Source organism: Pseudomonas sp. NPDC089407, assembly GCF_044900445.1.
In the GTDB taxonomy this organism is placed as follows: Bacteria; Pseudomonadota; Gammaproteobacteria; order Pseudomonadales; family Pseudomonadaceae; genus Aquipseudomonas.
On the sequence record NZ_JBJDNB010000039.1, the window covers coordinates 1 to 14,064 of the forward strand.

Consider the following 14,064-nt stretch of genomic DNA (forward strand, 5'->3'; position numbering starts at 1 on the left):
CCGAAACAGATGTGGGAGCGGCCTTGTGCCGCGAAGCGCCGCGCGGGCGGCGCTCGATCTCACAGGCCCTCAACATCTCAAGGCAAGCACCTGTCAGCCTTACTCCTTAACTGACCGGCATCAAGGCTTGTCCCGCGAACCAGCCAACGCGGGTAAACCCGCTTGGCCTCAGGCTTCGCGGCCGGCGCGATGGCCTGCAGCAATGGCGCCTTCGATGTAACCCAGGCTTTCGCAATCGCCAATGCTGACCACCTTGAACCCTTCGTTGCCGAGGGCTTGCGCAAGCGTGGTGTCTGGCATTGCGCCGCTGGCCAGTACCACCGAATCGGCACGTACCTCGCAGGCTTCACCCTCGGCGGTGCGGTAACGCACGTACTTACCTTCGATGGCCGTGACAGTAACGCCTGTCAGCAACTGCCCGCCGTGCACGCGGATACCGTGCAATACACGCCAGCGGCGAACAATCGCCAGCTCCCGGCCCAGGTGCGAGGCACTTTCCAGTACACACACCTGGCGCCCGCGGGCGATCAGGAATTCCGCCAGTTCCAGGCCCACCAGCCCGCCACCGATGATGGTCACGCGCTTACCCAAGGGCATCCATACATGCGAAAGCTTCTGCATGGCTTCGCTGCTGTCGGTAACCCCGATCAGGCTGCCGGCCTTCATCATCGCGCGCTGCGTCAGCGACAGCTTGCTTCGGGCGATCTCTTCGGCGCGGTCACCGGTCAGCAACCGGCGCAGTTCGTCGCCGCTCCACACATGATCCTGCGTTGCCCCCGGGATATCAGGGGCTGCACGCTGCGCGCCGGTGGCGACGATTACCTGATCAACACCCAGGTCACGCAACAGGGCAGCACTCACCCCCACGCCAAGGCGTACATCGATGGGCAGTTGTTTAACCTGATACTGCAGGTTGTCGAGCAAACGGCCGTTTTCGGGGTAGGCGAGGGCAGCAAAGAACAACGTACCGCCCAGGCGCTCGCTGCGTTCCAGTAACGTCACGCGGTGCCCGCGCAAGGCAGCAACCCGCGCAGCTTCAAGCCCCGCCGGCCCGCCACCGACTACTGCGATGTGCCGGGCATGGTCGGCTGGGGTGATGACCCGCTCGGCTTCGTGCCCGGTTTGCGGGTTGACTGCACACTTGACGCGTTCATTGATAAAGATCTGGCTCACGCACACGTAGCAATAGATGCAGGGGCGAATCGCCTGCGCCTGGCCTGTAGCGAGCTTTTCCGGCAGCTGCGGGTCGGCCAACAGTTTGCGCCCCATGGCGATGAAGTCGCAGTGGCCGGCGGCAATGGCGTTGTCGCCCACCTCTGGCTCGATGCGACCTACCGCGATCACCGGTATGTCCACCGCCTGCTTGATGGCCGCTGTCCACTCCAGAAAACCACCTGGCTGCTGAACCAGCGGCGCCTGGGTAAACGCCACGCCGCTGGTGGTGGCCGCGTACGCCGAAACACTGACGGCATCCACCCCGGCCGCCTCGGCCAGCTTCGCTACCGCTTGCGCGTCGGCCAGGGTAATGCCGCCGGGGGTGTGCATTTCTTCCGCATCCAGGCGTAGCCACACGCCAAAACCTGCGCCAACCCGGGCACGCACGGCCGCCAGCACTTCCAGCAGCAGGCGCGCACGGTTTTCCAGCGTGCCGCCGTATTGGTCGTCGCGTCGGTTGTAGTAAGGCGACAGGAAACCCGCCAGGATGTAGTTGTGCGCGGCGTGAATCTCGACGCCATCGAAGCCCGCCTGTTGCGCCCGGTACGCCGCGGCGGCGAACCACTCGACCATCTGGGCGATGTCCGGTGTGTCCATCACGCGTATGTCGATGCCGCCCTTGCGCCCGCGTACGGCACTCACAAACGAGGCGGTTTCTTCAGGCGTCAGGGCCAGCATCATGTCGGAGCTACTGGGCGGTGGCAGCGAAGGCACCCACAATGGTCGGCCGGCCGCCATGTCGCGAATGGCATTCTTGCCGGCGTGCTGCAGTTGCATGGCAATTTTTGCACCGTGCTTGTGTACACGCGCTGCCAGGCGCGCAAGGCCCGGGATGAACGCGTCGTGGCTGACACCCACCTGGTACGGTTCAGCCGTGCCGGCGGGGAAGGCGATGGCACATACGCCCATGATCAGCAACCCGGCGCCGCCGGCGGCCCGGGCTTCGTAGTAAGCCTGAATGCGTTCGCCGCAATGGCCGTCAGCTTCGGCAAAGTTGGAGCCCATGGGCGCCATGACAATGCGGTTGCGCAACTGCAACGGGCCAATGCGCCCCGGTGCAAGCAAATGGGACAAGTTTGTCATTGTTATCTCAGCCCTTGGTGGTGACATGCCCGTGCGACAGCGACAAGGCTGCCGCTGTCGCAAGGGGGTTATGCCTGGCGAAGAAAGTCCAGGCAGGAGCGGTTGAACAGCTCGCGGTGTTCGACCTGAACCCAATGGCCGCAGCGGTTGAGCACAATAAAGCGGGCGTTGGGGGCATTGTCGAGCACTTTCATGGCCCCGCCCACCGGGTTGAAGTTGTCGTTGGTTCCCCAGAAGCCAAGGATCGGCACCTTCAGTTCACCAAGGCGCTCTGTCATGTTCGGCACCATCATGGTCGAGAACAGGCAGTGCGGTTGATGCACCGCCACCGCAACGCGTTCGGCCAGCAGGCTGTCGGGCAGTTGCGAGGCATCGAACAGCTGCAGGCTCATGATCTGGCGCATCGTGTCGATGTCCAGCGGGCCGGCATTGAACAGCTCGACCATGGTCCGAATGCCGATCTTCTGGAAGTAGGTTTCGCGCTCTTCGACGCCACCCGGCGCCATCAGGATCAATTTGTCGAGGATCTGCGGTTCGGCCAGGCCCAGGCCGATGGCGATGGCGCCGCCCAGCGAGTTGCCGAGCAGGGTGCAGCGCTTGATCCCCAGGGCTTTGAGCAAACCACTCACGGCACCTACGAAAAAGTCCAGGTCGTAGTGAATGTTGTCGGGTTTGTCCGACCGGCCAAACCCGGGCAGGTCGATGACCAGGTTGCGAAAGCCTGCCGCGACGAAGGCCGGGTAGTTGCCTTTGAAATTGCTGTAGCCGCTGGCCCCCGGGCCACTGCCATGCAGCCACAGCACCACGGGGCCAGTGCCTTCATCCAGGTAATGCAGGCGCAGGCCGTTGTCCAGGGTGACGAAATGGCCAAGGGGCAACGGTAGGTCTTGTTCTGACATCTTCGGATCTCCATTCATCAGGCGGTTACAGCAGTTTCAGGGTCGGCAACTGCGGTTGCCGATCGCCCCAGGTGTGCGCGATAGCGGGGCAGGGCCATGCCCAGGAACACGCTCGACAGCACAAGCATTGAAATCGAGCTGGCCAGCGCGTAACGCAAGGCTTCGGTGCCCAGGGCAGGGGCGAACCAGTCGCTGAGCACGCCGATCAGCAACGGGCCGACACCCACGCCCAGCAAGGTCATGGCCATGACAAAGATGGCGGTGGCCTGGGCCAGGCGTGCGGCCGGGAACAGGTGGGTGACGGCGCCCAGGCACGGTGTCGCCCACCAGGTGCCGAAGAAGGCAAAGCCTGCATAGAACAGGAACGCGGTCGGTACCGGGGTGCTGCCCAGGTGGAACAGGGTGCCGGTTGGCCACAGGAAGTAGGCCAGCGCAAACGGGATGCTGACCAAGGTGGCCAGCAGCGGTACACCTATTTGCCAGCCGGCGTCGCGCCGGGCCATGCGGTCCGAGATGATGCCGCAGGCCAGGGTGCCGAACGTGGCGCCGGTGCCGCCGACCACGCCTACCAGAAAACCGGCGTCCTGCAGGTTCAGGCCGTGGGAGCGGATCAGGAAACTGGGGCTCCAGGTACCAATGGCATAGCCGGCAATGGCACTGGACGCACCGGTCAGCAACAGCCAGACATACGAAGGGGTTTCGAGCATGCTGGCCACGCTTCTGGCCCAGCCTTCCTCGGCGACCTGGGCCTTGAGCCGCGCCTGGCTCGCGACCTTTGGCGAACGTACGGTCAACAACAACAGCAAACCCAGCAGGATGCCGGGCACGCCGATGATCAGGAACGCTGACCGCCAACCGTAGTGCTGGGCAATCCAGCCGCCAAAACCCAGCCCGAAGATTGCCCCGAAACTCGACCCTAGCATCAGGATCGACAGTGCAGTGGAGCGGTTTTTGGCTGGATACAGCTGCGAGATCATCGCCACCGAAGGTGCCGTACCGCCGGCTTCGCCGACCGCCACGCCAATGCGCGCCAGAACCAGCAGCCAGAAGCTGGTGGCCAGGCCACAGGCCATGGTCATCACGCTCCAGGCAATGCAACAGGCGGCGATGACCGGCTTTGGCCCGATACGGTCAGACAGGCGCCCCAGCGGGAAGCCGAACACGGTGTAAAACACCGCGAAGGTCACCCCCGAGAGCAGGCCGATGCCAGTGTCGGAGATGCCGAATTCGGCCTTGACCGGCTCGATCAGGATCGCCATCAACTGCCGGTCGATGTAGTTGAAGATGTAGATCACGGCCAGCACGAACAGTGCGTAGTGGCTACGCCAGGTAACGGGGGTCGATGAGTTCACAGCAGGTGCTCCCGGTCTTGTTCCAGTGGGCAGGAGCGTCGCACGAATCCTGGCAGGCGACATCGTCCGTTCAGACCAGCCGTTTGCCCTGCGCCGGCAAATGGCACTGGCTAGTCCCATCGGACGATGTAGCGGGTGTGCCAAGCGTCAATGATCAATCCCGTGCTCGACCGTCAGGCCAAACGTGCCGGTGATCGAGGTAGCCAAGGCTTGCGGGAGACCGATGATGAAGTTAGCGAACAAAGTGGCCCTGATCACCGGGGCCGGGCAGGGCATGGGCCAGGCGATTGCCCGGCAGTTTGCCCAGGCCGGGGCTTGGGTGGTGGCAGCCGACATCAACCTGCAGGCCGCTCGGCAAACGGTTGAAAGCATGGGTGACAACGCGCTGGCGGTTGCCTGCGATGTGGCCGACAGCGCGTCGGTGGCGGCGGCGATGGCCGCCGTGGAAGCGCGCTTTGGCCGGCTCGATATCCTGGTCAACAACGCCGGCGTCGGCGCGGTCGACGCCTTGGTCGACACCCCCGACGAAAACTGGCAGCGGGTGATCGGCGTCAACCTTACCGGCACCTTCTTGTGCAGCCGCGCAGCGGTGCGGCTGATGCACCGGCACGCCACCGCAGGCGTGCTGATCAATGTGTCGAGCACGGCGGCCGTGAGCGGCGAAGGCCCAAGCCATTACTGCGCGGCCAAGGCCGGGGTGATGGGCTTGACGCGCAGCATGGCACGGGAGCTTGCAGCCAGCGGCATTCGCGTCAACACCCTGGTACCCGGCCCTACCAACACGCCAATGATGGCGGGCATTGCTGACGAGTGGCTGCAAGGCATGCTCAAGGCGATCCCGCTCGGGCGTATGGGCGAAGCCGATGAAATTGCCCGCGTGGCGGTGTTTCTGGCCAGCGATGACGCCAGTTTCATTACCGGCCAGAACCTCGCTGTGAATGGCGGCATGGCCTTTATCTGAAACGGGAGCTGGGCATGAGTATTCGCTTGCAAGGCAAGGTAGCGTTGGTCACGGGCGCAGGGTCGGGGATCGGTGCCGCTACCGCCCGGCGCTTTGCGCAGGAAGGTGCAACAGTGCTGCTGTGCGGGCGCAACCTGGCGCCCCTGGAAGCCGTTGCTGCGGCCATTCGCGAGGCCGGTGGCCTGGCCGAGCCGGTGGTGGCCGACGTCAGCGACGAGCAGGCCCTGGGTAGCGCCATCGAGGCCGCAGCCCAGCGCCATGGCCGCCTGGATATCCTGGTCAACAACGCCATGGCGTATACCTGGGGCGCTATCGACAGCACCTCGACCGAACAATGGCACGCCAACTTCAGCACCACCGTCGACGGCACCTTCTGGGGCACGCGCAGCGCAATGGCGCTGATGAAAGCCCAGGGCGGTGGTGGTGCGATCGTCAACATCGCCTCGATTTGCGGCCTGTTCGGCACCCCCTGGATGGCCGGTTACTCGGCGGCCAAGGCGGCGGTGATCAACTTCAGCCGCGCTGCCGCCAGCGAGGGCGCCCAGTACGGCATTCGCTGCAATGTGGTCAGCCCTGGGGTGATCGACACGCCGGCAACGGCGGGGATGCTTGCCGATGAAAACGCGCGCGGCAACACCGAAAGGCTGATCCCGCTGCGCCGCGTTGGCCTGCCGCAGGAGGTGGCCAACGCCATCCTCTTCCTGGTCAGTGACGAAGCGTCCTACATCACCGGTGCCTGCTTGCCGGTGGACGGCGGGCGCAGTGCTGAACTGTATACGGTGCTGGAGTGACGCGCATGGAACCGAACAATGTGTTGGCGCGTATCGAGCGCCTGGAATCGATCGAGGAAATTCGCCAGCTGGCCGCCAAGTATTCGCTGTCGCTGGACATGCGCGACCTGGATGCGCACGTCAACCTGTTTGCCGAGGACATCCGGGTGGGCCGTGAAAAAACCGGGCGTGCACACCTCAAGGCCTGGGTTGATGCCACCCTGCGCGACCAGTTCAGCGGCACTTCCCACCACCTGGGCCAGCACATCATCGAATTGCTGGATGCGGACCATGCCGTGGGCGTTGTGTATTCCAAGAACGAGCATGAGACAGGCCCGGAGTGGGTCACCATGCAAATGCTCTACTGGGATGACTACGAGCGCATTGGCGGGCGCTGGTACTTTCGCCGTCGGCTGCCGTGCTACTGGTATGCCAGCGACCTCAACAAGCCGCCCATTGGCGAGCGCAAGATGCGCTGGCCGGGGCGTGAGCCCTATGCCGGCAGCTTTCACGACCTGTTCCCGTCCTGGGCCGAATTCTGGGCGCAGCGCCCAGACAAGGCACAACTGCCCGAGGTGGCCCCGGCTGCGCCTCTGGAGCACTTTCTGACCACCCTGCGACGTGGCGCTTCGGCGCCGAAGATTCGCGTGCGCTGAGGAACCCCGATGAGCCTTTTATTCGAACCCCTGCGCCTGGGCGAGCTGGAGCTGGGCAACCGTATCGTCATGGCACCGATGACCCGTAGCCGGGCCACCGCGCAGGCCATACCGACAGCGGAGATGGTCGACTATTACCGCCAGCGGGCCAGTGCCGGGCTGATCATTGCCGAGGGCACGGCACCGTCTGCCGATGGCCTGGGCTATTGCCGCACACCGGCAATCTACAACGCGGCGCAGATCGAGGGCTGGCGCCAGGTCACCCGTGCGGTACGCAACGCAGGGGGGCGGATGGTGCTGCAACTGATGCACGTCGGCCGTGCGGCCAGCCGGCTGAACAAGCCGGTGGGCGCCCGCACCGTGGCACCGTCGGCCGTGCGTGCCCGTACCCAGCTGTACAGCGATGGTGCCGGGCTGGTCGACACCGATGAACCGCAGGCCTTGGGCGTTGAAGACATCGCCAGGGTCGTCGAGCAGTACCGCCAGGCCGCGCTGAACGCGCGTGAGGCGGGCTTCGAAGGGGTGGAGCTGCACTGTACCAGTGGTTACCTGCCCATGCAGTTCATGGCTGACGGTAGCAACCACCGCACTGATGGTTACGGCGGTTCGGTCGACAACCGCGTGCGCTTTCCTGCCGAAGTGCTGGGGGCCATGAGCGCTGCCATAGGTGCCGGGCGGGTGGGTTTTCGCCTGTGCCCAGGCAACCCGTACAACGACATCAGCGACGCCGAGCCGGCCGCGACCGCCGCCGCACTGTGCCGGGCTGTCGAACCGCTAGGGCTGGCCTACCTGCACATCATGCGTTCGCCTGCGGCCGGGCTGGATGCGTTTGCCCTGGCTCGCCGCCACAGCAGCAGCGGGCTGATTCTCAATGATGGTTTCGACGGGCCCTCGGCCGCTGCGGCGCTGCAGGCGGGCGAGGGGGTGGCGGTGTCATTCGCCCGCCATTTTATCGGCAACCCGGACCTGGTCGAGCGCCTGCGCGCCGGCCTGCCGTTGGCCGGCTTCGACCGCAAGACGCTTTATACAAAAGGATCGCAAGGCTATTCGGACTACCCGAGCCACCCCTGAGCGGTCCATGAACAGCCGGTTATTCGGAGAACGGGATGAACAATTTCAGTAACCTCAACCTGCGGCCCGCCGACGCGCTCGGCCCGGTACCGCGCGAGCACACGCAGGCCATTCTGGATCGCCGGGCCGAGGCCAGTGCGCGCATCAAGCCGGCAGACCGCTACACCTTGGCTGACCGTGTGGAAGAGCAGGCACGCCGGCATGGCGAGCGGCCTTTCATCATTTATGGCGACCAGCGCCTGAGTTACGCCCAGGTCAATGCCCAGGCCGACCGCTTGGCCCATGTGTTCCACGCACGCGGCCTGCGCCCGGGCGATGTGTGCGCCCTGGCCATGGAAAATCGCCCTGCATTCTTCTGCTGCTGGTTTGCCCTGGCCAAGTTGGGCGTGGTGGCAGGCTTCGTCAACACCCAGGTCAGTGGCCGGCCGCTGGTGCACGCGTTGCAGTCCATCGCCGCCAACGCGGTGATCGTGGGCGAAGAGGTGCTCGGTAACTTCATTGCCACGCCAGGCTTGCCGAACGTGCCATTGTGGCTGGCGGCGGACAGCGAGCGGCCCTGGACAGCCGCCATGCCCGATGAGCTCGATACCGGCCTGGACGCTGCCATGGCCCAGGCACCGGGTACGCCGTTTCCCCGCGACTTGCGTGCCGACCTGCCGGCAGAAACGCCAAGCCTGCTGATCTTCACCTCTGGCACCACCGGTTTGCCAAAGGCGGCCCGCTACAGCCACATGCGCTGGATGTCCACCGGCGACATCATGGAAGTGACCCTGCAAACCACGCCGCAAGACGTGTTCTATTGCTGCTTGCCGTTGTATCACGGCGCTGCCGCCACATCGGTCACCTCCACCGCACTGAAAACCGGTGCGGCCATCGTGGTGCGCCGCAAGTTCAGTGTGCGGGAGTTCTGGGGCGACGTGCGCCAGCACCGTATCAGCGTGTTCCAATACATCGGCGAAATCTGCCGTTACCTGCTTAACCAGCCTGAAGTGCCCGGTGAGCAGGATCACGGGCTGCGCTGCATGCTGGGCGCCGGGTTGTCGCGCGAAACCTGGCAGCACTGGGTGCAGCGTTTTGGACCGATTCAGGTGTTCGAGGGCTGGGGCTCTACCGAATCCAATGCCAATCTGGTCAACGTCGACAATTATGTGGGTGCTTGCGGTCGTGTTCCGTACTGGGACAAAAGCAATTTGCGGCTGGTGCGCTATGACGTGGAAAGCGACAGCCACCCACGGGACGAACAGGGGTTCTACCAGCTGTGTGAAGCGGGTGAGGTGGGCGAAGCCCTGGGCTACATCATCAACCACCCTGACATTGGCGGCGGGCGTTTCGAGGGGTACACCTCGGCCGAGGCCACTGCCAGCAAGATACGCCGCAACGTGCTGGTTGAAGGTGACGCCTATTGGAGTTCGGGCGACCTGCTGCGCTATGACGAAGACGGCTACTTCTACTTCGTTGACCGCGTGGGCGACACCTTCCGCTGGAAGAGCGAGAACGTTTCGACCCAGGAAGTGGCCGCCGCGCTGGGTGATTTCCCGGGCCTTGAGCTGATCAATATCTACGGCGTGCAGGTGCCCGGCCAAGAGGGGCGCGCGGGCATGGCGGCGGTGCTGATGCAGCCGGGGCAGCATTTCGATCCGGCGGCATTCTACGCCCTGACCGAGCAGCGCTTGCCGCGTTACGCCGCACCGGTGTTTGTCCGCGTGTCGGCCGCTGCCGACCTGACCAGCACCTTCAAGCTGCGCAAGGTTGACCTGCAACGCCAAGGCTACGCGCCCAGCGCATTCAGCGACCCGTTGTTCATTCGTGACGAAAGCAGCCGCAGCTACATGCCCTACAGCGCCGACGTGCTGGCCCGCGCCGGCCTGGCGGCCTTTGCCGGTGATGCCAGTGAGTAGCCTGGACGCGCAGGGCCATGAATGGCGGGCGGGCCTGCGCTTCCCGTGGCCCGTGCCGCCGGCCAATGGCGAGGTGCAGGCGGTCGCCGAAGGGGTGTTGTGGTTGCGCATGCCGCTGCCATTCGGCCTCGATCACATCAACCTCTACCTGCTGCGCCACGGGCAGGGCTGGGTTGCCGTGGATACCGGCCTGAACAACCGGCAAACCCGTGAAATCTGGGAGCGGCTGTTCGAGCAGGCGCTGGGCGGCTTGCCGTTGCTGGCGGTGATCTGCACGCACTTTCACTCCGACCACGTGGGCGTGCTTGGTTGGTTGACCGAGCGCTTCCGCTGCCCGGTGTTCATGACGGCCAGCGAGTACCAGGCGATGCACCAGCTGGGTGGGCAGGGCGATGCCGGCAGCAGTTGGGCGTTCCGTGCGCATTACCAGAAAGCCGGGTTCAGCGCCGAACAGACCGAAGCGCTGTTCCCGTTGTTGAACTCGGCACACTTTCGCCCCGAAGTGCCCACCAGTTTTCACCGCTTGCGCGAAGGCAGCGAGCTGCGCATCGGTGGCCGCCTTTGGCAGGTGCGAATTGGCCGTGGGCATTCGCCAGAGCATGCCTGCCTGTACTGCGTTGAAGACCAGTTGCTGATCGCAGGCGACCAGGTGCTGCCACGGATCACCTCAAGCGTGTGCGTGCAGGTCACCGAACCGGATGCGAACCCCTTGCGTGAGTGGCTTGAGTCCCTGGAGCACTTGCGCAGCGTTGCGGATGACGTGCTGGTGCTGCCGGCCCATGAACGGCCGTTCTTCAATCTGCACCTGCGCCTTGACCAGTTGCGCGACCACCACCACGCGCACCTGCAGCAAGTGCTGGGCGCGTGCACCTTGCCGCGTAGCGCCGCAGAGCTGATGGCGGTGCTGTTCCCCAAGGTCAGCGGGCGGTTCGATGAGCTGATGGCCTTGGGCGAGACCCTGGCGCACATCAACTACCTGATTGCCCTGGGGCAATTGGGGCGTGAAGAAGTTGCCGGGGTATTGCGCTATGGCCGTACACCTGCCGGTGTAGAGGCTAAGCCGATACTCGGGCAGCTATGAGCGAACGGTGAAACAGAAGTGCTGTTTTGCACTCAAGCGCGGCCGTCGGGTCGTATAACGGGAGAGGCATGGTGACGTATAAAAACAACAACAAGTGTACTGGCCCAGCTGTTCAGGGCTTTGCGTTATCGGGGCTGATGGTGGCGATCGGGATGGTGTCGACGCCGGTCTGGGCAGGTGAAACCATCGAGTTCGATAACGGCGCGACGCTCGACTGGACCGTGACCACCAGCTATGGCCTTGGCGTGCGCCTGGAAAGCCCGGACAAAAACCTGCTGACGCTCAACGGCGACGATGGCGATCGCAACTTCGACAAAGGCAGCCTGGTAACCAACCGCATCGGCGCGCTGGCCGAGATGATTCTGCGCAAGGACAACTACGGTGCGGTGCTGCGTGCCAGCACCTTCTATGACGATGTGTACCACCGCAGCAACGATAACGACTCACCGGGCACGGTCAACAAAGACGGTGACTTCAACGAATTTACCAGCGACATCAAATACTACAGTGGTGGGCGCAGCAAGTTCCTCGATGCCTATGTATTCGGCGGCTGGCGTTTCGACAATGACTCGATGCTGGATGTCAAAGCCGGTCGGCACGTGGAGTCCTGGGGTGAAAGCCTGTTCTACCCGGGCGTCAGCGGTGTGCAGAGCCCGTCCGATGCGGTCAAGGCGGCGCAACCCGGGGTTGAGGTAAAGGAAGTGCTGTTGCCCGTCGGGCAGGTGTCGGCGTCTTATCGCCTTAACCCGCAGCTCAGTTTTGGCGCCTATGTGCAATATGAGTGGATGGGCACGGAGCTGCCACCGGTGGGCAGTTACCTGTCGACCACTGACGTGGTGGGGCCGGGGCGTGAGTTCATCCTGGGGGCCGACGGCTCGCGCATCAACTACCGCGGTACCGATGAGCCGCGTGACAGCGGCCAGTGGGGGGTGCAGGTGCGCGTGCGCCCGGTGCAGGCACTGGAGCTTTCGCTGTTCCATGTCAATTACCACGACAAGAACCCGGCAACCGCGTTGGTCGGCTATCGCGCCGTTCCGGCTGGCCCCGGCGCATTTTTTGGCGCCCCTGATGGCTATCGCATCACCTACTTCGAAGACATCAAGCTGACCGGTATGAGTGTGTCGACCAAGATCGGAGAAACCCAGGTGGGCGGCGAGTGGTCCTACCGCGATGGGGCGCCCGTCATGGTCAATACCGGCCTGGGCCCCACGCCGGCGCGCGGCAAAGGGCAGCAGATGCAGCTGTCGGCCATCCGTATCCTCGGTGACCGGCCGTGGGCCAGCCAGACCACGCTCACCGCCGAAATTGTCCACGTACGGGTCGACAGCGTGGATGAGGCGTCCGCCGCACCCAACCTGTTGGGCCTGGGCAACGCCTTGATCCCGGCCATGCGCCCGTTGGTCCAGCCCTCGAATGACTACACCTACAAGACCGCTTCGGCCTGGCGCAGCAAGACCGCCAGCGCGTATACCGTGGGCGCATCGTTCAGCTACCCCAACGTATTCGAAGGCTGGGACCTGGAGGTGCCGGTGAACTTCTCCAACGTGTTCAGCGGTGCTACGCCGATGGCGGGGACCATTTCCGGGCTGCAGGGCGATCGGCGGTTGAGTGTGGGCACAACCTTCAAGTACCTGGGTAACCTCGAAGTGGCCCTGCGGGTAACCAGCTACCTGGGCGATGCCGACCCGGTCAAACGCTTGCTGGCCGACCGTGACTACGGTTCGATTTCGGTGAAGTACAGCTTCTGACGCGCCAGCGCCAAACTGCCGCTAGTCAAAACGGACGATTACGCCACCCGCTCAGGTGTGGCATCGTCAGCGCACAACAAAAACCTGATTCACAAGCCTTCAAGTGAGGGACACATGGGTCTGAAAGGTCATGCGGCGATTGTAGGCGCCGCCCAGTACAAACCGGAAAAATACGCTACCGCGCCACGCATGTTCCACCTTGAGCAAGTCGCCGACCTTGCCGCGCAAGCCCTGCACGACGCAGGCCTGCGCGCCGAAGACCTGGACGGGCTGGTGATCAACGGGCCGCATTTTCATGAAGCTTCGGTATTCGTGCCGGCCATGGCCGCTGAATACCTGGGCTTGAGCCTGAACTTCGCCGAAGTGGTCGACCTGGGCGGGTGCACGTCCGTGGGCATGGTATGGCGGGCCGCCGCCGCCATCGAGCTGGGCCTGTGCCAGGCGGTACTCTGCGTGCTGCCTGCGCGTCTGGCGCCCATGGGGCCGGATGAAGACCCGGGCGCCATGGCCCGGGCTATGCGTTACGGTGGCCACAGCACCGCCTTCGGCGCCCCCGAGGCCGAATTCGACCTGCCCTACGGGCACATGGGCCAGAACACCGGCTATGCCATGATTGCCCAGCGTTATGCCGCGCAGTATGGCTACGACCCGGTGGCCCTGGCCAAGATCGCCGTGGACCAGCGGACCAACGCCCTGGCCAACCCCCAGGCTATGTTCCATGGCCAGCCACTGAGCATCGAGCAGGTACTGGCCAGCAAGTGCGTTGCCGACCCGCTGCACATACTCGAAATCGTCATGCCGGTGGCCGGTGGTGCGGCCATGATCATCGCCTCCAAAGAAGTGGCCGCGCGTGCGCGCAAGCGGCCGGCATTCATTACCGGCTTTGGAGAGCACCTGGCGTTCAAGTCGCCTTCCTATGCGCAGGACATGCTCAATACTCCGATAGGGCCTGCCTCGCAACGTGCCTTTGCCATGGCCGGGCTCAAGCCTGCCGACGTGCATGCGGCACAGATCTATGACTGCTACACCATCACGGCCCTGCTGACGCTGGAAGATGCCGGGTTCTGCGCCAAGGGCGAGGGTATGCGTTTTGTTCGTGAGCATGACCTGACCTGGCGCGGCGACTTCCCGATGAACACCCACGGTGGCCAGCTCAGTTTCGGTCAGGCCGGCGCGGCGGGGGGGATGTCACAGGTGATCGAGGCCGTGACGCAAATCAGTGGTGAGGCCGGCGAGCGGCAGCTAAAACGCTGCGACAGTGTCTATGTCTCTGGCACCGGTGGCGTGATGAGCGAGCAGGCCGCATTGATACTTCAGGGAGCGTGACCAG

The 14,064-nt window shown here is 64.1% G+C and carries 11 protein-coding genes; 8 read left to right on the top strand and 3 right to left on the bottom strand.

The genetic code is table 11. The annotated features are described in order from the left end of the window. Window positions 1-168: 168 nt before the first annotated feature. The 3 genes from ACI2KG_RS24400 to ACI2KG_RS24410 all read right to left on the bottom strand — a co-directional run bounded on the left by ACI2KG_RS24400 (window position 169) and on the right by ACI2KG_RS24410 (window position 4,549). The gene (locus ACI2KG_RS24400; protein WP_404663587.1) at window positions 169-2,298 is read right to left on the bottom strand and encodes an FAD-dependent oxidoreductase; all 2,130 of its coding nucleotides are present in this window, start codon (window positions 2,296-2,298) and stop codon (window positions 169-171) included. 68 nt (window positions 2,299-2,366) lie between these two features. After that, window positions 2,367-3,197, bottom strand: a complete 831-nt coding sequence (locus tag ACI2KG_RS24405) for an alpha/beta fold hydrolase (RefSeq protein ID WP_404663588.1) — start codon at window positions 3,195-3,197, stop codon at window positions 2,367-2,369. Between the two features lie 17 nt (window positions 3,198-3,214). Further along, window positions 3,215-4,549: a spinster family MFS transporter gene (locus tag ACI2KG_RS24410; protein ID WP_404663589.1), complete on the bottom strand. Its 1,335-nt coding sequence runs from the start codon at window positions 4,547-4,549 to the stop codon at window positions 3,215-3,217. A gap of 226 nt (window positions 4,550-4,775) precedes the next feature. On the opposite strand from ACI2KG_RS24410, the gene ACI2KG_RS24415 reads away from it, so the two are divergent. The 8 genes from ACI2KG_RS24415 to ACI2KG_RS24450 all read left to right on the top strand — a co-directional run bounded on the left by ACI2KG_RS24415 (window position 4,776) and on the right by ACI2KG_RS24450 (window position 14,060). After that, the gene (locus ACI2KG_RS24415; protein WP_404663590.1) at window positions 4,776-5,510 is read left to right on the top strand and encodes an SDR family NAD(P)-dependent oxidoreductase; all 735 of its coding nucleotides are present in this window, start codon (window positions 4,776-4,778) and stop codon (window positions 5,508-5,510) included. Window positions 5,511-5,524: 14 nt separating this feature from the next. After that, window positions 5,525-6,301: an SDR family NAD(P)-dependent oxidoreductase gene (locus ACI2KG_RS24420; RefSeq protein ID WP_400622566.1), complete on the top strand. Its 777-nt coding sequence runs from the start codon at window positions 5,525-5,527 to the stop codon at window positions 6,299-6,301. A gap of 5 nt (window positions 6,302-6,306) precedes the next feature. Then, window positions 6,307-6,936: a nuclear transport factor 2 family protein gene (locus tag ACI2KG_RS24425; protein WP_404663591.1), complete on the top strand. Its 630-nt coding sequence runs from the start codon at window positions 6,307-6,309 to the stop codon at window positions 6,934-6,936. Between the two features lie 9 nt (window positions 6,937-6,945). Then, window positions 6,946-8,007 (top strand): alkene reductase, encoded by a 1,062-nt coding sequence (locus ACI2KG_RS24430; RefSeq protein WP_404663592.1) that lies wholly within the window; start codon window positions 6,946-6,948, stop codon window positions 8,005-8,007. 35 nt (window positions 8,008-8,042) lie between these two features. Further along, window positions 8,043-9,905 (top strand): long-chain-acyl-CoA synthetase, encoded by a 1,863-nt coding sequence (locus tag ACI2KG_RS24435; protein WP_404663593.1) that lies wholly within the window; start codon window positions 8,043-8,045, stop codon window positions 9,903-9,905. Next, a complete protein-coding gene (locus tag ACI2KG_RS24440; protein WP_404663594.1) occupies window positions 9,898-10,986 on the top strand; it encodes an MBL fold metallo-hydrolase in 1,089 nt (362 codons plus the stop codon). The genes ACI2KG_RS24435 and ACI2KG_RS24440 overlap by 8 nt, the downstream gene beginning before the upstream one ends. A 71-nt stretch (window positions 10,987-11,057) precedes the next feature. Then, window positions 11,058-12,734 (top strand): DUF1302 domain-containing protein, encoded by a 1,677-nt coding sequence (locus ACI2KG_RS24445; RefSeq protein ID WP_404663634.1) that lies wholly within the window; start codon window positions 11,058-11,060, stop codon window positions 12,732-12,734. 114 nt (window positions 12,735-12,848) lie between these two features. Further along, complete coding sequence (locus tag ACI2KG_RS24450; protein ID WP_404663595.1) at window positions 12,849-14,060, top strand: thiolase family protein; 1,212 nt, start codon at window positions 12,849-12,851, stop codon at window positions 14,058-14,060. Window positions 14,061-14,064: the final 4 nt, after the last annotated feature.

Excerpts from the sequence above, each read along its gene's own strand:
- ACI2KG_RS24415 (WP_404663590.1), top strand. The coding sequence starts at position 4,776 with ATGAAGTTAGCGAACAAAGTGGCCCTGATCACCGGGGCCGGGCAGGGC.
- ACI2KG_RS24420 (WP_400622566.1), top strand. The coding sequence starts at position 5,525 with ATGAGTATTCGCTTGCAAGGCAAGGTAGCGTTGGTCACGGGCGCAGGG.
- ACI2KG_RS24425 (WP_404663591.1), top strand. The coding sequence starts at position 6,307 with ATGGAACCGAACAATGTGTTGGCGCGTATCGAGCGCCTGGAATCGATC.
- ACI2KG_RS24400 (WP_404663587.1), bottom strand. The coding sequence starts at position 2,298 with ATGACAAACTTGTCCCATTTGCTTGCACCGGGGCGCATTGGCCCGTTG.
- ACI2KG_RS24430 (WP_404663592.1), top strand. The coding sequence starts at position 6,946 with ATGAGCCTTTTATTCGAACCCCTGCGCCTGGGCGAGCTGGAGCTGGGC.
- ACI2KG_RS24450 (WP_404663595.1), top strand. The coding sequence starts at position 12,849 with ATGGGTCTGAAAGGTCATGCGGCGATTGTAGGCGCCGCCCAGTACAAA.
- ACI2KG_RS24435 (WP_404663593.1), top strand. The coding sequence starts at position 8,043 with ATGAACAATTTCAGTAACCTCAACCTGCGGCCCGCCGACGCGCTCGGC.
- ACI2KG_RS24405 (WP_404663588.1), bottom strand. The coding sequence starts at position 3,197 with ATGTCAGAACAAGACCTACCGTTGCCCCTTGGCCATTTCGTCACCCTG.